Genomic DNA, 17405 nt, shown 5'->3' with positions numbered 1-17405 from the left:
CGCCGCCGGGTCATCGCGTCAGCGCAGGTCCTTGCGCAGGTGTACGTCGCCGATCCCGGCGCCCGCGGTGAGGAACGTCCTCCGCGCGCCGGCGTCGTGGCCGTAGACCCGCAGCCGGACGTCGCGCACCCCGAGCCCGTCGACGTGGCGCCGCAGCGCGCCGAGGAACGACCGGGTCAGTCCCTGACCGCGGTGCTCGGGGAACAGGTCGATGGTGTTGCCGTGGAAGTCGAGCGCGCCGTCGTCGCCGGGCACGAGCGTGGCCCAGGCCCGGCCGACCGGCCGGCCGTCGACCGTCCCGACCATCAACAGCTCCTCGGCCGGCGGCGGGTCGTCGGCGAGCCGCACGAGCCGCTCCTCCATCGCGTCGAGCCGTGCCGCGGCGCGGTCCACCACGCCGGCCCGCTCCATGCCGGAGCGGAGGATGTCGCGGACCTCGACCACGAACCGGCGCCGCTCCGCCGGCTCCATCGGCCGTACGGCGACCCGCCGGTCCTCCTGCAGCTCCAGGGGCGCCGCGGGGTCGAGCCGCTTGCCGACGGTGGCCATGGTCGCCTGGAAGCCGGCCGCGCCGAACACGCCCGCGAGCGCGGGATCGACCGCGGTCGCGACCGTCACGGCGCCGACGGCGCGGGCGTGGGCCTCCAGCGCGGCGATCACGCCGCGCCAGGCACGCTCCGCCTCCGGCGGCAGCGTCGTCTGGAGCACGCGGACCAGGCACCGGGTCCGGCCGTCGGCCGCGGCGTACTGCAGGAGCAGGCCGCCGACCGCCACGTCGTCGACCAGCACGACGAGCGCCTCCTGCCGATCACCCCCGGTTGCGGGTGGCTCGGGCAGCGGATCGCCGTCCGCCGCCCGAGCCGCGCGCCACTCCTCGAGCTCGGCCGCAGCCATGGGCGCCAGGCGCGCGGTGGTCACCTCAGGTTGACCCCGTTGGAGCGGGTCCTCGGGACGTCGTCGCTGGCGACCAGCCTGACCAGGTAGCGGGTGGCCCTGTCGCCGTTGCGGTCCTCCACGCGGAAGGCGGCGCCGTCGCGGCCGAGCTTGGCCGTGCGCACGAGCCGCCACACGCCGGGCCGGGCCTTCCGGAACACCTCGACGCGCTCGCCGGCGACCCATGCGGGAGCGTCGACGACCAGTCGGTCCGAGGCCCCGCCGTTGTGCACGCCGCTGAGCCGCAGCGGGACGCCGAAGTCGGTCGTGGCGGAGTCGGCGGTGTCGGCGGCGGCGGCGTGGGCCCGCAGGATCCCGCCACGCTCGGCCGGCCGCCCCGCCTCGGGCGGGTCGACGATGGTGACTTTGAAGGAGCCGTCCGCCGCGGTCCGGACCCGGGCGGTCAGCTTGCGCTTGGTGCCCACGGCGATCCCCGCGTCGGCCCTGCCGCCGGGAGCCCGCTCGACGCCGCGGGTGTAGGTCAGGTCGATGACGCGGTCGGCCAGCGGCTCGTCGCCGACGGCGAGCCGGCCGTCGTAGACCACCTTCCCGGCCGAGACCGTGCTGGCCCGGGCGGGGGTCAGCGTGACCGCCGCCTGCCCGGTCACGAACGTGTCCGTGCTCTGGGTGGAGCCCCAGCTCTGCGGCGCGGTGTGGACGAGGGTGTACTCGCCCTCCGGGCCCGACGCGTCGAACGGTACGACGACCCGCCCCCGGTCGTCGGACGTGACCGTGGTGGGCTCGGGCGCCGCCTCGTCGCTCGGGTGGAGCGCGTAGGAGAACGTCTCGCCCGCCTTCGCCATCGGCGTGCCCTCCTGGTCGACGACCTGGAGCACGATGTCGCCCTCGGCGTACTCGTCGGGGTCGAACAGCGCCCCGTCGGCGAGGACCACCTCGGTGTCGGTCGCCACGGGCACGTACTCCGGAGCCGTGTAGGGCGTGGACGCGACGTCGGTGCCCTCCTCGAACGGGTCGGCGTCGGTGGTGTTGGCGTAGTAGGTCTCCGTGGTGCCGTTGTCCTGCTCGACCTCCACCGCGCCGTCGATGTCGGTGTAGCCCAGGAGGCCGCCGTCGCGCTGGCGGCGGACCTCGGCGCCGACGACCGGTGCGCCCTCCTGGTCGAGCACCCGGGCCTCGGTCCGTACGCCGTCGGACGACACGACCTCCTCGACGGCCCCGACCTCCACGGTGGTGAGCTGCTGCCGGTAGACCGCGGCGGTCGCGACGTCGTCGGTGTCCCGCAGGCCCCGCACGGCCAGCTCGCCGTCGTTGGCCTCGGCGTCGTAGCCGCTGATGTCGAGGGCGGTCCGGAAGCTGCCGAGCGTGCCGCCACCCTCGGGCAGCTTGATCGGCATGGGAGTGACCGCCGCGTTGGTCTGGCCCTGGAACGTGCCGTCGGACGACCGCCACCACGAGACCTCCACCTCGCCGTCGACAGCGGTGGTGGCGCCGTGCACGGCGAGGAGCGTGCGGGTCTCGCCCGCGTCGTCGTACGGCTGGACGAAGTAGCCCCCGGGAGCATCCGTGCCGACGGCCTCGACGGGCGACTCCGGTCCGGTGATGGCGACGTCGTGGTGCGTGGCGTACGACGTGGCGGTGCCCGTCGTGGCGACGGCCCGGATCGCCACCGACGAGCCCGCGAGGCTCACCTCCTCGACCTGCGCGTCCCAGTCGACCCGCACGAACCTGCCCGGAGGCGCCGCCGGCTCACCGATCGGTGTCCAGCCGGCGGCCTCGTCGCCCGCCTGGGGGTCGGTGTTGTACTCGAACGCGATGGTGGCCTCGGGGTCGAGCCGCTCGGCGACCAGCGCGACGGTGCGCGACACGTTGCCGAAGAGGAAGCCGTCCGCCTCGCGCACCGACGCCTTGCCGTTGAGCTGGCTGACCAGCCGCACGTCGTCGCTGGCGGCGTGGGCCGGTGCGGCCGTGAGGGCGAGGCCGGAGACCGCGAGGCCGGAGACCGCGAGGGCCGTGACCGCGCTCGCGGCGAGACCGCGGCGTCGTCGGGTGAGCTGCATGGGGGGTGTCCTGTCAGGAGAGTGGGGCCGGCAAGCCGTCGAGCCGGCGCGGCCCGACCCTAGGCGCCGCGGCGGATCCGCGTGGCACTTCGCCCAACTCGGTGTGAGACCCAGACCACAGGACCCCGGCCCAGAACTCCCGGCGGGCCACTTGTGCCACCGGCTCGGGTGCCGATGGACCGCTGTGCCTGTTCTTCGTGATGCTCTCGACCGACTGGCGTCGTACGGCCGCCGGCTGCTGGCCGGCGCTCTGACGGTCGGTGTCCTGTCCGCGGCCCCGTCCGGCGCCGCGGCGCCGGTCGCCGGCCCGTCCGACACCGCCGGGACCGTCGACACCGCAGCCCTCGCGGCCGCCGGGCTCGCCGCGCGCCCCGGCGGCCACTGCCCCTACGGTCCGCCGTGCGGCCACGGTCACGGCGGCGGGGACGGTGACGGGGACCGGGACGGTGACCGGGACGGGGACCCGCGCGAGCCCGAGGCGCCCCAGCCCCCGCCGCCTCCGTCGGTGAAGACCGTCGGTCAGGTCTCCATCGCGCACGCCAACATCCCGATGCGCAGCGGCAAGACCCGGTTCCGTCGCGGCATGCGCCAGCTGCTCGCGGGCCGCCCGGAGTTCGTCACGCTGAACGAGCAGTTCAACCGGTCGGTCGGCGAGATCACCAGGGTGGCCGACGGCTACCGCGGCTTCCGGGTGACGAAGGTGCCGTCCGGCCGCGGCGGGCGCGAGGCGCTCAGCACCGTGGTGCTGTGGAAGGGCACCAAGTGGCGCCTCGTGCGAGGCGGCCGGATCCGCCTGGTCAACGACGACCGCGCCCGCCACGGCCGCCGCCTCGTCGTGTGGGACCGCTACGCGACCTGGGTGAAGCTACGGAGCCGCGCCAGCGGCGAGGTGGTCTCCGTCGTCTCGGTCCACCACATGACCAACCCGGGCAAGTACGGGCCCAACAAGGCGAAGCGCCAGCGCGCCTACCGCGTCGGGATGAACCGCCTCGTCCGCCTCACCAAGGCGCTCGGTCGGCGCGGCCCCGTGCTGGTCGGCGGCGACTTCAACGTGCACGCTGGCCAGCGGCAGGGGTGGACGGCGGTCACCAAGATGAGGCGGGCCGGCTACCAGTGGCACGCCGCCGGTGTCGACTACCTCTTCTACCCGGCCGCCCGCGGACTCCGGCTGATGGAGTCGTGCACCCTGACCCACGGCCGGCGGATCTCCGACCACCCGTTCCTCGTCGGCCGGATCGCGCTCAACGCCACGGGGGCGCGGCAGCGGGCCCGGTCGGTCTGCTGACCGACGCGCGGCGCCGCGCGGGGCGACCCCGCCGGCGCCTGCGCGCGCCGGCTACTCGGCGGAGCTGAGCAGCGACACCGGCTGGAACGTGGGGCGCTTGTCGGCGTCCTCGCGAGCGGGCCGGACGAACTCGAAGGCCGCGGTCGTCACCACCTGCCAACCCGGGTCGGCGCCCGGGAACCGCAGCAGGTCGCGGGCGCACTCCTCGTGCAGCGGGGGAGCGTGGAACGCGTTGCGCCCGACCTCCTGCACGGTGCCCACGAACGCGATCGGGCGGCCCAGCGGCTCCGCGCACACCCCGCAGATCCGGCTGAGGGCGCACTGGGTGACCCGGCGCTTCTCCAGGTCACCCAGCCCCGTCGCCGGGTCGGTCCCGTCGCCCCACGCGAAGGGACCGAGCATCCCGCGCGGCGTCCTCATCCGCGGGCTCCCGCCCAGGAGCGCGACCACCCTCCGAGCTCCGGGATGCGCGAGGGCCGCTCGTCGTCGCCGCGGCGCTTGCGGTCGCGCGGCGGGGTGGGCGGCTCGGGCTGGTCGCTGTTGGTCCACGAGTTCGGCAGCGAGAGCTTGAGGATGGTGCGCAGCGCCTGGCCGTACTGCCGGTACAGCGGGCCGGTGGTGTACGGGATGTCGTACTTGTCGCACAGCGCCTGGACCCGCTCGGAGATCTCGGCGTAGCGGTTGCTCGGCAGGTCGGGGAACAGGTGGTGCTCGATCTGGAAGCCGAGGTTGCCGGAGAGGATGTGGAGCATCGGCCCGCCCTTGAAGTTGGCCGCGCCGAGGATCTGCCGCAGGTACCACTCCGAGCGGGTCTCGTTCTCGATCTCCTCCTCGGTGAAGTGCACCGCGCCGTCGGGGAAGTGGCCGCAGAAGATGATGACGTAGGCCCACAGGTTGCGGATCACGTTGGACGTCGCGTCGGCGGTCAGCACCGTCTTCCACTGCGGCCCGGCCAGCGCCGGGTAGACGACGTAGTCCTTGAGGATCTGGTTGCGGCCCTTGCGGAAGATCTGGCCGAGCTGCCGCTTCATCTCCTTCGGGTCCTTCTCGCCCTTGCGGATCCGCTCGATGTCCAGGTCGTGCAGGGCGACGCCCCACTCGAAGAGGAAGGCGAGCAGGCTGTTGTAGACCGGCTGGCCGAGGTTGAACGGCGACCACTTCTGCTCGCGCGCCATCCGGAGGATGCCGTAGCCGATGTCGTTGTCGTAGCCCAGCACGTTGGTGAACTGGTGGTGGATGTAGTTGTGGGAGTGCTTCCACTGCTCGGCCGGCTGCGCGGTGTCCCACTCCCAGTTGGAGGAGTGGATCTCCGGGTCGTTCATCCAGTCCCACTGGCCGTGCATCACGTTGTGGCCGATCTCCATGTTCTCCAGGATCTTGGCCAGCCCGAGCAGGCCGGTGCCGAGCACCCACGCCGGCTTGCGCGTACGACGGAACTGGGTGCCGGCGAGCAGCGTCACCCGGCCCGCGGCGGCCAGCCCGCGCTGCACCTTGATCATCCGGTTGATGTAGGCCGCATCGGCCGCGCCGCGGGACTCCTCGATGTCGGCGCGGATCTGGTCGAGCTCGCGTCCGATCTGGTCCACCTCCTCCTCGGTGAGGTGGACGTACTCCTTGACGTCGGAGATCGCCATGTTCGTTGCTCCTTCTCAGGTCGAGAGATCAGATGTCGAGGGTGCAGTCGCCGACGGCGGCGGTGACGCAGGTCTGCACCGGTTCGTTCGGGCTGCCGTACTCGTCGCCGTTGCGCAGGTCGCGGACCTTGCCCTCGACGAGGGTCAGCGTGCAGGTGTGGCAGATGCCCATCCGGCAGCCGTACGGCATGCCGACGCCGGCCTCCTCGCCGGCCTCGAGGACCGTGGTGGCGCCGTCGGCCTCGATGGTCTTGCCGGAGTTGCGGAAGGTGATGGTGCCGCCCTCGCCGCCCTCGCCGCCGAGCTCCAGGGAGAACCGCTCGAGGTGCAGCTGGTCGGCCACGTCGTTGCGCTCGAAGTGCTCGGTGATGGCGTCGAGCATCGGCGCCGGCCCGCAGGCGTAGGTCTGCCGCTCCCGCCAGTCCGGGCAGATCCGGTCGAGGTCCTCGAGGTCGAGCATGCCGTCGACGTCGGTGTGCAGCCGGTGGAGGGAGAAGTCGTCGTGCTTGGCCTCCAGCCGGTCGAGCTCGTCGCGGAAGATCATCCGGTCCTCGGTCGGCGAGGAGTAGTGCATGACGACGTCGGGCATGGTGCCGCGCCGGTCCAGGGTGCGCAGCATCGCCATCACCGGCGTGACGCCGCTGCCGCCGACGAGGAAGAGGATCCGCGGCGGCGGCGGGTCCGGCAGCACGAAGTCGCCCTCGGGCAGGGCCAGCCGGACGATGGTCCCCGGCTCGACGCCGTTGACCAGGTGGCTGGACAGCAGGCCCTCGGGCATGGCCCGCACGGTGATGGTGATCAAGCCGCGGCGCCGCTGCGGTGGCGAGCTCACCGAGTAGGACCGCCACTGGAAGCGGCCGTCGACGGGGATGCCGATGCCGACGTACTGGCCCGGCTTGTGGTCGTAGTGCCATCCCCAGCCCGGACGGATCGCGATCGTCGCCGCGTCGTCGGTCTCGGGGACGACCTCCTCGATCCGGCCGCGGAGCTCGCGGGAGCTCCACAGCGGGTTGAGCAGACGCAGGTAGTCATCGGGGTGGAGGGGCGTGGTGAGCTTGCTGCCCACGCGTCGTACTCGCTCCCACGGGATGGTGCTCGCCATTGTCTCAGTGAACGACTGTGCTCCCGAATGATCAAGCCTGTGTGTCAACCGGCTGACGGGGTACTGAGGTTGCCCGGCTCGGCCCGGCTCCGCCCCGGTCTCGGCCCGTCCGTGTCCGTTTCGACGGTGCGCCGGGTCGTTCTCACCTACCGTTCGGTCCATGGGTTGGAAGGACATCGCCAAGCTCGGCAAGGACTGGGCCGAGGCGAAGAAGACCGAGCTGCTGACCACCGACAACCACCAGCGCAGCAACGCGCGCTACCAGCAGGACGAGGTGGAGCGCGCGGCGCAGCAGGAGGCGGGCACCTCCCTGCTCGAGGCCGTGCTGCCGGAGCCGTGGGCGCAGAAGGTCACCGACATGCGGCCGGAGAACGTCGCCGCCCGCCGGGCCGAGGCCGACGCCCGCGCCGACGCCGAGCGGCGGGTGCGGCTGGCCGGCCAGGCCACCGGCCGGGTGCAGCTGCGGGTCACCGGCGGTGAGCACGGCGAGCTGGAGGCCGAGCTGCCGGTGTCGGTCGAGGAGCAGCCCGGGGGCGAGGCGTACGACGACGGCCCGCCGCCGCTGGACTGGCTGACGGTGCGCGTTGAGGCGCCCGACGCGGTCCGGTTCGGCACCACCACGCTGACCGAGCTCTCGCTCGCGATCCCGGCCTACGCCGGGCCCGGGTCCTACGACCTGGTCGACCTGATGCGCCGTGGTGAGGCCGGCGAGATCGAGTGGTGGGAGGTGCTCGACATCTACCTCGTCCGTGGCGCCGAGTCCGACGACAGCACGTGGTACCCCGAGCTGGCCGAGGGGCCGGCGTGGGTGGAGGTGTCGGAGTCGGCCGTGACCTTCGAGCTGGCGATGCAGTCGGCACTGAGCGCGATCCGGCTGACGGGCACCATCACCTGGGCCTGAGGCACGGCGCTCGCCGGTGCGTCACCCCTGCGTGCGCCAGCGCGCGGGCGCGTCACCGGGCGGGTGCGCCACCGGGCGGTGGCGATACTCGACGCATGACCCGACGCACGGTCAACCCCGTGGACATCGCCGAGCCGCTGCGCTCCCGCTGGAGCCCCAGCGTCTTCGACGCCGAGCACCGACTCACCGACGAGCAGGTGACCCGGCTGCTCGAGGCGGCGCAGTGGGCGCCGAGCTCGGGCAACCGCCAGCCGTGGCGCTACCTGGTGGCGGTGCGCGACAGCGCGGCGCACGCGACCCTGGTGGCCCACCTGAGCCGTGGCAACTCCGGGTGGGTGCCGCGGGCCTCGGCGGTGCTGTTGGCGCTGACGGTGACCGCCGAGGAGGGGGACGAGCCGGGCGATCCGACCTACCCGGCGCACGACCTCGGCCTGGCGAACGCCCACCTGCTGCTCCAGGCGCGCGCGATGGGCCTGCACGCCCATCCGTTCCTGGGCATGGACCGGGATGCGGTGGCGCGGGAGCTCGGCGTACCTCCCGTCGCGACGCTGGTCGCCGGCATCGCCGTCGGCGTCCTCGGCGACCCGGCCGGGCTCTCCGAGCGCGACGCCGGCCGCGACCAGCGGGTGCGCCGGCGTCGGCCGCTCGAGGAGACCGTGTACGGCGACCGCTGGGGGGAGCCGTGGCCGGGGCTGGTGCCGTCCGGGCCGACGGTCGACCCGGAGTCCGGGCCCGGGCAGTGGCGGGGCTGAGCCCGGCTCGCCGCTGACGCCCGCCCGCGGCGGTGCAGGTGGAGCATGACCTGCGGGGTCATGGTCGGCTGCGGTGGGCTCGGGCGAGAGTCGGGTCATCCGGTCGCCGCAGGGGCGACCCGGGCCACGAGGAGAATCCCATGAGCAGCAGCACCAGCAGCACCAGCAGCACCAGCACCGTCACCGGCCGCTCGCGCTCCGGCGCCCTGACCGCGGGCCGTGGCCGGTGGTTCGCCGCCGACGCGGCCATCACCGGCGTCAACGCCGTCGCCTACCTCGCCGCCGCCGGGCTGCTCGCCGACCTGATGGGCGCCAGCGCCGAGACCTACCGCTGGGTCGGCCTGTTCCTGGCCGGCTACGCGCTGGCCGTGGGGTTGTACGCCCGCAGCACGATGCCGGTGCGGCTGGGCTGGGTGATCGTGGTCGGCAACGCGGTCTGGGTCGCCGCGTCGCTGGAGGTCGCCGCCACCGGCGCCTTCGACCTCGACGCTCTCGGCCGCGGCTGGGTGGTCGCCCAGGCGGTCGTCGTGGCGGCGCTCGCGGTGCTGCAGGCCAGGGCGCTGCGCGCCCGGTGACCGCCCGCTCGGCACGGGCACCGGCCGCCGCGGCCTGAGAGACTGCGAGCCATGAGCACCCTCCACGAGTTCTCCGCGACGGCCATCGACGGCGGCGAGGTCGACCTGGCGTCGTACCACGGCAAGGTCGTCCTCGTCGTCAACACCGCCTCCAAGTGCGGCTTCACCCCGCAGTACGAGGGGCTGCAGCAGCTCTATGACAAGTACGGCGACCAGGGGTTCGCCGTGCTCGGGTTCCCGTGCGACCAGTTCGGCCACCAGGAGCCCGGCGACGAGGCCGAGATCGCCACCTTCTGCGAGCGCAACTACGGCGTCGGCTTCCCGATGTTCGCCAAGGTCGACGTCAACGGCGACGACGCCCACCCCCTGTGGAAGTGGCTGCGCTCCGAGCACGGCGGCCTGCTGGGCGACAAGATCAAGTGGAACTTCACCAAGTTCCTCGTCGGCCGCGACGGCCGGGTCATCGACCGCTACGCCCCCGCCACCAAGCCCGAGAAGATCGCCGCCGACATCGAGAAGGCCCTCACCTGACCCCACGAAGTGGGAGGTTCCGGCGCGCGAAGTGGGAGGAAGTGGCGCGCGAGGTGGCGGGATGTGGCGCCCGAGGTGGCAGGAAGTGGCGCGCGAGGTGGCAGGAAGTGGCGCGCGAGGTGGCAGGAAGTGGCGCGCGAGGTGGCGGAGCTCGTCGCCGTCGTACGCCGGAACCTGCCGCCTCGCGCGCCGTAACGCCCCACCTCGTACGCCGAAACCTGCCACCTCGTGCGCCGAAACTCGCCACTTCGCGCGCCGAAACCTCCCACCTCGCGGGCCGAAACCTGCCACCTCGTCGGGGGCGGGGGAGGGTCAGACGCCGGCGAGCTCCCGCTCGCGCTCGGCCGTGGAGACGGGCTTGGAGTCGCGTTCCAGCGACTCGCCCTCGACGTCGACGTTGGGGAGGACCCGGTCGAGCCACTTCGGGAGCCACCAGGCCTTCTCGCCGAGCAGGTAGAGCACCGAGGGGATCAGCACCATCCGGACGATGAACGCGTCGAACACGATCGAGAGGGCGAGTGCGAAGCCCATCGACTTGATGATCGGGTCGTCCATCAGGATGAAGGCGGCGAAGACCGCGATCATGATCGTCGCCGCGGCCGAGACCACCCGCGCGCTGTTGCGGAAGCCGTCGACGACCGCCTCGCGCGTGGTGAGGCCGTGGACGTGCGCCTCCCGCATCCGGGTGACCAGGAAGACCTGGTAGTCCATCGCGAGCCCGAAGACGATGCCGATCAGCATGATCGGCAGGAAGCTCACGATCGGCTGGCCCTCGAAGATCCCGAACGCACCCTCCTGGAAGACGGCGACGGTCGCCCCGAACGTCGCGAGCACCGAGAGCAGGAAGCCCAGCGTCGCGGTGAGCGGGACGAGGATCGAGCGGAACACCAGCACCAGCAGCACGAACGCCAGGCCGATGACCAGCCCCAGGTAGACCGGCAGCGCCCCGTTGAGACGGTCGGAGACGTCGGTGGTGATGGCGGTGAGCCCGGTGACGCCGAGCTCGGCGCCGGTCGACGCCTCGACCTCGTCCTCGCCGTCGCGCAGGTTCTCGAGCAGGTCCAGGGTCGCCTGGTCGGTGGGCCCCGACTCGGGGGTGACCTGCACGATGGCGCCGGTCGCCGGGCCGGTCGGCGCGCCCGACTCGTCCACCGGCGCGTTGTCGGCGACCAGCTGGGCGTTGGCGACGTCGTCCTGCTCCCCGGCCCAGGCGGCGACCTCGGCGAAGGCCTGCTGGCGGGCGTCGTCGTCGGCGATGTCGCGGCCGTCGACGACCAGCACCAGCGGGCCCTCCCGGCCGGGCCCGAACGCCTCGGACATCAGGTCCGAGGCCTGCCGCTGGGTGGTGTCGCTGGCGGCGGTGCTGTCGGAGGGGAAGGCGAGCTGCATCTGCGAGACCGGCGCGGCCAGCGCCCCGAGGACGACCACGACCAGCGCGGCGAAGGCGAGCGGGGCGCGGCCGAGCAGGCGCGCCCAGCGGACGCCGTTGTTGATGACCAGCCCGTGGTCGTCGCGGGTCGGCCGGTACCGGCGCACCTGGCCGCCGAACGCCTTGGACTTCAGCATCCCCAGGATCGCCGGCAGCAGGGTCAGCGCGACGAGTACGGCGAGCAGCACGGTCGCGGCCGCGGCGAGGCCCATCGCGGTGAGGAACGGGATGCCCACCACGGAGAGCGCGGCCAGCGCGATCAGCACGGTGAGGCCGGCGAAGACGACCGCCGAGCCGGAGGTCCCCACCGCGATGCCGGCGGCGTGCGCGCGGTCGTCGGTGTGGTGCAGCTCGGTGCGGTAGCGGGCGACGATGAACAGCGTGTAGTCGATGCCGACGGCGAGCCCCAGCATGCTCGCGAGGATCGGCGTCGTGGAGCCGATGCTGTCGGTGAACGCGGTCGCGGCACTCACGCCCGCCAGCCCGAGACCGACGCCGACGACGGCGTTGAGGATCGGGAGCCCCGCGGCCACCAGCGAGCCGAAGGTGAGCAGCAGTACGACGAGCGCGACGGCGATGCCGATCAGCTCGGCAGTGGCGCCGGGCGGCTCCATCGACGCCATCCCGGGGCCGTTGGCCTCGGCGACCAGGCCGGTCTCGTCGGTGGTCTCCTCGAGCAGGTCCACCAGCGCGTCCTGCGACGCCGGCTCGATGTCGGTGGGCTTCTCGACGTCCCACTCGAACCGCATAACGCCGATCCGGCCGTCCTCGGAGAGCGGTGAGATCGCGGCCGCGTCGGCGCGAGCGGTGGCGACGTCGCCTCCGGCGGCCTCGGCCCGCTCGACGAGGGCCTGCTCCTGGCCCGCTGCGGCCGCGACGGGGTCGACCAGCTGCGGGTGGGCGGCCGGGTCGTCCGCCGTCTGCGGGAGCTCGGCGATGTCGTCGATCAGGCCGGCGACGGCCTCGGCGTACTGCGGCTCGTCGAGGGTGTGCCCCTCCGGCGCCGCGACCACGACGTTGACCGACACGTCGTCGAAGGGGTCCTCGGCGCCGGGGAACAGCTCCTGCTGCATGTCCGCGGCCTGCTCCGACGGGATCCCGGGGATGGTGAACTCGTCGGTGGTCGGCTTCGCGAGGGTCGCGGCGAGGCTGCCGACGACGACGGCGAGCAGCAGCCAGGCGCCGACGAAGAAGGGCCACCGCCGGTAGGCGGTCGAGCCGAGGCGGTAGAGCAGGCGGGCCATGTGAGGTCTCCTGGTTTTGGGGTCGTCCGGGGTCTCCGGAGCTCGGGGGGTGGGTGGTCAGGTCAGTACGGCGCGCGCGTCGGCCACCGCGCGGGAGAAGTGCTCCGCGAAGGGTCGGCCGGGCGCCGCCTCCGCGCGCTCGAGCGCGGCGTCGAAGATCATCACCACGAGCCGGGTGAGCAGCCGGGCGCGCGGCTCGTCGAACCGGGCGCCCTCACGGGCGTGCATGTGCTCGACGAAGTCGGCGGTGATCACCTCGAAGCGCTCGTGCACCACGGCCAGCAGCCGGGCGTCGCTGAGCACGGCCTTGCGCCCGGCCGCCATCGCGTCCTGGTCCTGGCCGTGCTCCTCGATCACGTCCGCGGCGAGGGCCAGCACGTCGTCGAGCAGGTTGCCGGTGGGTCCGCCGGCGACGAAGACCTCGACCCGGGCGGGGTCGAGCTCGACCCGCGGGCCCAGCACCACGTCGGTCTTGCTGTCGAAGTAGTTGAACGCGGTGCGCCGCGACACCTCGGCGGCCTCGGCCAGGTCGTCCATCGTCCAGCCGTCGAAGCCCTTGTCGAGCGTCAGCCGCACCGCGCACTGCTGCAGGCGGAGCGAGGTCTGGTGTCGCTTCGCCTCGCGTCCGGTGCTCGGAGAGGACGGGTCGGCCATGCCCAGCATTCTTGCACTCTGCTGGTTGACAGTGCAAAAGTGTGACCGTGGTCACGCGGCCGCTGGCGGCCCCCTAGGATCGGTGCCCCCCACCCACGGGAGTCTCCGTGACCTTCTTCCTCGCCCTCGGCGTCGTCGGCCTGCTCCTGGTCGCGCTCTCGCTGGTGGCCGGGGACCTGCTCGACGGGCTGCTCGACGCGCTGGAGGCGGACTGGCTCTCGTCCGCGATCATCGGCGGGTTCGTCTCCGCCTTCGGCTTCGGCGGTGCGATCGCCGAGGGCGCCGGTGCGCCCCTGCCCCTTGCGCTGGGGGTCGGCGCGGTCGCCGGCGTCACGGTGGGGTGGTTCGCCGGGTGGCTCACCGGCCTGCTCAAGGAGGGACCCAGCGACGCCACGGTCTCCGTCGGCGACAGCGTGGGCAAGGTCGGACAGGTCGTCACCGACGTCCCTGGCGACGGCTTCGGCGTCGTCCGGGTGAGCGTCGGCGGCCACACCCTCCGGCTCAACGCCAGGGCCGACGTGCCCCTCCCGGCCGGCACCGAGGTCAGCGTCGCCGGCGTGCTCTCCCCCACCGCGGTCCACGTCGTGGCCGTCTGGAAACCCTGACTCCGCCGCTCTAGAGGAACCCCCATGAACCCTGACGTCCTGGTGCCGGTCGCCGGCATCGTGCTCCTGCTGGTGCTGCTCGTGCTGCTGGTCACCAGCCGCTACAAGGTCGCCGGCCCCAACCAGGCTTTCATCGTCACCGGCCGCAAGGGCAAGGCGGTGATCAACCCGGAGACGGGCGAGCTCACCACCGACCTGTCCGGGCAGAAGGTCGTGCTCGGCGGCGGCGTCTTCGTGATCCCGTTCGTGCAGAAGCTTGCGACCATGGACCTCTCCAGCCGCCGGATCTCGGTGCAGATCCGCGGCGCGGTGTCCGGCCAGGGCATCAAGCTCAACCTCGACGGCGTGGCGATCGTCAAGGTCGGCGGAAACGCCGACCAGATCCGGCTGGCGGGTCAGCGGTTCCTCTCCCAGCAGGGCGACATCGAGCCGTTCACCCAGGAGGTGCTCGCCGGTGCGCTGCGGTCCATCGTCGGCGGCCTGACCGTCGAGCAGATCATCCGCGACCGCGCGGCCTTCGCCCAGCGGGTCGCCGACGAGTCGGAGACCTCGCTGACCGGGCAGGGCCTGATCCTGGACACCTTCCAGATTCAGGACGTCACCGACGACGGCAGCTATCTCGCCGACCTGGGCCGGCCCGAGGCGGCCCGCATCCAGCAGGCGGCCTCGATCGCCGAGGCGGAGGCCCGCCGCGCGTCCGAGCAGGCCCGGATCAAGGCCGAGGAGGAGATCGCGGTCTCCCAGCGGGCGCTCGCGCTCAAGCAGGCCGAGATCAAGGCGGAGACCGACGCCGCGGCCGCGCAGGCCGCGGCCGCCGGGCCGCTCGCCCAAGCCGACCGCGACCAGGCGATCATGACCGAGCAGGAGAAGGTGGCCGTCCGGAAGGCCGCGCTCACCGAGCGCGAGCTCGAGACGCAGGTCCGCAAGCCCGCCGACGCCGAGCGCTACAAGGTCGAGCAGGAGGCCGAGGCCCGTCGTACGGCGGAGATCGCCGCGGCCGAGGCGCGCAAGGCGGCCACCATCGCCGCGGCCGAGGCGAAGGCCGAGGAGGCCCGGCTCACCGGTGAGGCGGAGAAGTCCCGCCGCGCGGCGCTCGCCGAGGCGGAGGCCATCGAGGGCGCCCGGCGCGGCGAGGCCGAGAAGGCCCGCCGGGTCGCCGAGGCCGAGGCCACGCGCGCCGAGGGCGAGGCGCAGGCGGCGGCCACGCTCGCCGTCGGCCAGGCGGAGGCCGAGGCGATGGACAAGCGCGCCGACGCGTTCGCCCACTACAACGACGCCGCGGTGCTGCAGATGCTGATCGAGGTGCTGCCGCAGATCGCCCGCGAGGTCGCGGCGCCGATCAGCGCCATCGACCAGCTGACGGTGATCTCCAGCGACGGCGCCGGCGCGATGCCCAAGCAGGTCACCGACAACGTGGTGCAGACCCTGCAGATGCTGAAGACCTCGACCGGTCTGGACCTGGAGTCGCTGATCCACCGCTCGGTCGAGCGCGCCGCCAACGGGCTCGGCGCGATCTCCGGCGCCGACGGGGCCGACGGGGCGCCCGGGACCGACGGCAAGGCGGTCGCCTCGGGGGCCGGCAGCGGCTCCTGAGCGCAGCACGCCGACCAGCCTGCGCCCAGGTGGCCAGGTGACCGGTCGGCGTGGCCGGTCAGGCGCGGTGCGGCGAGACCAGGCCGTGGTCGTAGGCGTAGACGATCGCGGCCGGCCGGTCGCGCAGGCCGAGCTTGGTGAAGATCCGGCCGACGTGGCTCTTGACGGTGAGCTCGGAGATCACCAGGTCGGCGGCGATCTCGGCGTTGCTGCGGCCCAGCGCCATCGCACGGAGCACCTCGAGCTCCCGGGCGGTCAGCTGGTCGGCCGCGGCGGGCGCCGGCGAGGGCGCCGGCGCGGCGAAGGACCGGAACCGGCTCAGCACCCGCCCGGTGACGGCCGGGTCCAGCCAGCTCCCGCCCGCCGCGACCGTGCGGACCGCGCGGATCAGGTCCTCGGCCGAGGAGTCCTTGAGCAGGAAGCCGGCGGCTCCGGCCCGGAGCGCGCCGGAGAGCATCTCGTCGTCGTCGAAGGTGGTGAGCACGAGCACCGGCGGCCCGCCGCGGGCGACGATCCCCGTGGTGGCGGTGATCCCGTCGACGCCGCGCATCCGCAGGTCCATCACCACGACGTCGACAGCACCGTCGACAGTCCCGTCGACGGCAGCGTCGGCGAGGGCCGCCGGCACCTCGGCGCCGTCGCCGCACTCGGCGACGATCTCGAACCCGTCGCGCCGGCGCAGGATCCGCCGCAGCCCGGAGCGCACGAGCTCCTGGTCGTCGACGAGCACCACCCGGACCGGCTCGGCCGGCGCAGCAGCCGTCACAGCCGCGCCTCGCGAGCCCGCAGCACGCCGGGCAGCCCGAGGGTGTGGCCGCAGGGCAGCTCGAACCGCCCCTCGCGGCCGTCGGCCGGGCGGCGGTCGCCGAGCCGGACGTCGACGACCCACTCCGGGCAGTCGGCACCGCCGGCCGGCCCTACGTCCAGGACGGCGTCGAGCTGAGCCGCCCGTGCCTGCATGCCGGCGAGACCGGAGCCCAGCCCGTCGCTCCGCGGCCGGCCGGGGGGCAGCCCGTTGCGCACCTCGAGCCGCGCGCCGCCGGGCGCCACCTCCAGCCGCATCCGCGCCGCGCCCGTGCCGTGCTTGGCCACGTTGGCGAGCGCCTCCTGCGCGATCCGGTACAGGCCGAGGCCCGCGGCGGCCGGCACTGCGGCCGGGTCGCCGTGCTCGTCGTACTCCACGCGGAGGCCGGCGCCGTCCACCTCCTGCACCAGCGCGGCGATGTCGCCCGCGCCCGGCAGCGGCTGGCGGTCGGCCGCGCCGTCGGCCATGGCCGCGACGGTACGACGGATGTCGGCCATCGCGCGACGGCCGACCTGCTCGGCGTCGGCCAGCGCGGCGTCGACCTCGGCCACGGCCTCCGCCACGTCGGCCTCGTCGCGGCCACCGCGGACGTCGTGCAGCGCGTGCCGGGCACCGGTCACGTGGAGCAGCGAGACGCTCAGCGAGTGGGCCACGAGGTCGTGGATCTCCCGAGCGATCCGCTCACGCTCGGCCGTGGTCGCCTGCGCCCACGCGCGCTCGCGGGCCTCGCGCTCGGCGGCCAGGGCGCGCATCTGCCACAGGAGCGCCGCTCCGACGGCGAAGCCCAGCGGGAGCTCCAGCACGTGCAGGACGTAGCCGGGCACGTCGAGCGCCAGGGCCGTGCCGGTCAGCAGCGCGAAGGAGGTGACGGCGACGGCGAGGCCCGGGCGGAGCCCGTCGCGCGCGACGATCTCGGCGGTGACCAGCGCCAGCACCGACGGGGCGAGGTCCACGACGCCGCCGATCGGCACCAGCATCAGCCAGGTGGCGGCGACGACCGCGCCGAGGCCGTCGAGCCACCACGGCAGCCAGCGCTGGAAGCCGAAGTGGACCACTGGCGACAACAGCACCAGCGGCAGCGTCAGGGTGAGGGGCTGCAGCGGCCACAGTGCGTCACGCATGCCGAGCGCGACGAGCACGCACGTCACCTGGCCGGCGAAGCACATCGCCGGCACCCACCACGGGTAGAGGATCTGGCGCTGCGCCATAGACCTCTCTATCCGCAGCCGCAACCAGCGCAGCATGAGCCCACCCTAGGGACGACCGGCGCTCCGGTCATCCTGCTGGGGGAGGCGGCTCGACTCCTACCAGGGGAGGAGGTGCGAGCCCTCCCGTCGCGCGATG

16 protein-coding genes are annotated in these 17405 nt (G+C 73.5%); 7 read left to right on the top strand and 9 right to left on the bottom strand.

All coding sequences use genetic code 11. The features are described from left to right. Positions 1–18 precede the first annotated feature (18 nt). Positions 19–918 carry a GNAT family N-acetyltransferase gene (locus ACPOLA_RS06500; RefSeq protein ID WP_435769595.1) on the bottom strand — a complete coding sequence of 300 codons (900 nt, stop codon included), beginning with the start codon at positions 916–918 and terminating at the stop codon, positions 19–21. Then, on the bottom strand, positions 915–2951 hold the full coding sequence (locus ACPOLA_RS06495; RefSeq protein WP_435769594.1) for a hypothetical protein: 2037 nt from the start codon (positions 2949–2951) through the stop codon (positions 915–917). Before ACPOLA_RS06495 ends, ACPOLA_RS06500 begins: the two co-directional genes overlap by 4 nt. A 184-nt stretch (positions 2952–3135) precedes the next feature. On the opposite strand from ACPOLA_RS06495, the gene ACPOLA_RS06490 reads away from it, so the two are divergent. Then, positions 3136–4236 carry an endonuclease/exonuclease/phosphatase family protein gene (locus ACPOLA_RS06490; protein WP_435769593.1) on the top strand — a complete coding sequence of 367 codons (1101 nt, stop codon included), beginning with the start codon at positions 3136–3138 and terminating at the stop codon, positions 4234–4236. A gap of 51 nt (positions 4237–4287) precedes the next feature. Here the strand turns inward: ACPOLA_RS06490 and ACPOLA_RS06485 are convergent, their stop codons facing one another. The 3 genes from ACPOLA_RS06485 to ACPOLA_RS06475 are packed head-to-tail and all read right to left on the bottom strand — an operon-like array spanning position 4288 to position 6972. Continuing rightward, positions 4288–4656 carry a hypothetical protein gene (locus tag ACPOLA_RS06485; protein ID WP_435769592.1) on the bottom strand — a complete coding sequence of 123 codons (369 nt, stop codon included), beginning with the start codon at positions 4654–4656 and terminating at the stop codon, positions 4288–4290. Continuing rightward, positions 4653–5870: a fatty acid desaturase family protein gene (locus tag ACPOLA_RS06480; RefSeq protein WP_435769591.1), complete on the bottom strand. Its 1218-nt coding sequence runs from the start codon at positions 5868–5870 to the stop codon at positions 4653–4655. Before ACPOLA_RS06480 ends, ACPOLA_RS06485 begins: the two co-directional genes overlap by 4 nt. Before the next feature lie 28 nt (positions 5871–5898). Further along, entirely contained in the window at positions 5899–6972 is a 1074-nt protein-coding gene (locus tag ACPOLA_RS06475; RefSeq protein ID WP_435769590.1) for a ferredoxin reductase, read from the bottom strand. 160 nt (positions 6973–7132) lie between these two features. Between ACPOLA_RS06475 and ACPOLA_RS06470 the strand changes: the two genes are divergently transcribed. From ACPOLA_RS06470 to ACPOLA_RS06455, 4 genes are all read left to right on the top strand, one after another. Beyond that, complete coding sequence (locus tag ACPOLA_RS06470; RefSeq protein ID WP_435769589.1) at positions 7133–7873, top strand: hypothetical protein; 741 nt, start codon at positions 7133–7135, stop codon at positions 7871–7873. Positions 7874–7968: 95 nt separating this feature from the next. Further along, complete coding sequence (locus ACPOLA_RS06465; protein ID WP_435769588.1) at positions 7969–8625, top strand: nitroreductase family protein; 657 nt, start codon at positions 7969–7971, stop codon at positions 8623–8625. Between the two features lie 140 nt (positions 8626–8765). Next, positions 8766–9200 carry a hypothetical protein gene (locus tag ACPOLA_RS06460; RefSeq protein ID WP_435769587.1) on the top strand — a complete coding sequence of 145 codons (435 nt, stop codon included), beginning with the start codon at positions 8766–8768 and terminating at the stop codon, positions 9198–9200. A 51-nt stretch (positions 9201–9251) separates the two neighbouring features. Further along, a complete protein-coding gene (locus tag ACPOLA_RS06455) occupies positions 9252–9731 on the top strand; it encodes a glutathione peroxidase (protein WP_435769586.1) in 480 nt (159 codons plus the stop codon). 312 nt (positions 9732–10043) lie between these two features. Here ACPOLA_RS06455 and ACPOLA_RS06450 read toward each other — a convergent pair whose 3' ends face one another. Both ACPOLA_RS06450 and ACPOLA_RS06445 read right to left on the bottom strand, forming a co-directional pair. Next, the gene (locus ACPOLA_RS06450; RefSeq protein WP_435769585.1) at positions 10044–12404 is read right to left on the bottom strand and encodes an MMPL family transporter; all 2361 of its coding nucleotides are present in this window, start codon (positions 12402–12404) and stop codon (positions 10044–10046) included. Between the two features lie 57 nt (positions 12405–12461). After that, positions 12462–13058 carry a TetR/AcrR family transcriptional regulator gene (locus ACPOLA_RS06445; protein ID WP_435769584.1) on the bottom strand — a complete coding sequence of 199 codons (597 nt, stop codon included), beginning with the start codon at positions 13056–13058 and terminating at the stop codon, positions 12462–12464. A 107-nt stretch (positions 13059–13165) separates the two neighbouring features. Between ACPOLA_RS06445 and ACPOLA_RS06440 the strand changes: the two genes are divergently transcribed. Further along, a complete protein-coding gene (locus ACPOLA_RS06440; protein ID WP_435769583.1) occupies positions 13166–13663 on the top strand; it encodes an NfeD C-terminal domain-containing protein in 498 nt (165 codons plus the stop codon). A gap of 24 nt (positions 13664–13687) precedes the next feature. Next, positions 13688–15256: a flotillin family protein gene (locus ACPOLA_RS06435; RefSeq protein ID WP_435769582.1), complete on the top strand. Its 1569-nt coding sequence runs from the start codon at positions 13688–13690 to the stop codon at positions 15254–15256. Positions 15257–15314: 58 nt separating this feature from the next. Here the strand turns inward: ACPOLA_RS06435 and ACPOLA_RS06430 are convergent, their stop codons facing one another. Together ACPOLA_RS06430 and ACPOLA_RS06425 are read right to left on the bottom strand one after the other, a co-directional pair. Then, entirely contained in the window at positions 15315–16022 is a 708-nt protein-coding gene (locus ACPOLA_RS06430) for a response regulator transcription factor (RefSeq protein WP_435769581.1), read from the bottom strand. Beyond that, positions 16019–17269 (bottom strand): histidine kinase, encoded by a 1251-nt coding sequence (locus ACPOLA_RS06425; RefSeq protein ID WP_435769580.1) that lies wholly within the window; start codon positions 17267–17269, stop codon positions 16019–16021. Before ACPOLA_RS06425 ends, ACPOLA_RS06430 begins: the two co-directional genes overlap by 4 nt. Between the last annotated feature and the right edge of the window lie 136 nt (positions 17270–17405).

The organism is Nocardioides proteolyticus (assembly GCF_051280635.3).
Taxonomy (GTDB): Bacteria; Actinomycetota; Actinomycetes; order Propionibacteriales; family Nocardioidaceae; genus Nocardioides.
The sequence above is the reverse complement of the archived record's forward strand: the minus strand, read 5'-3'. Positions and strand labels throughout refer to the sequence as shown.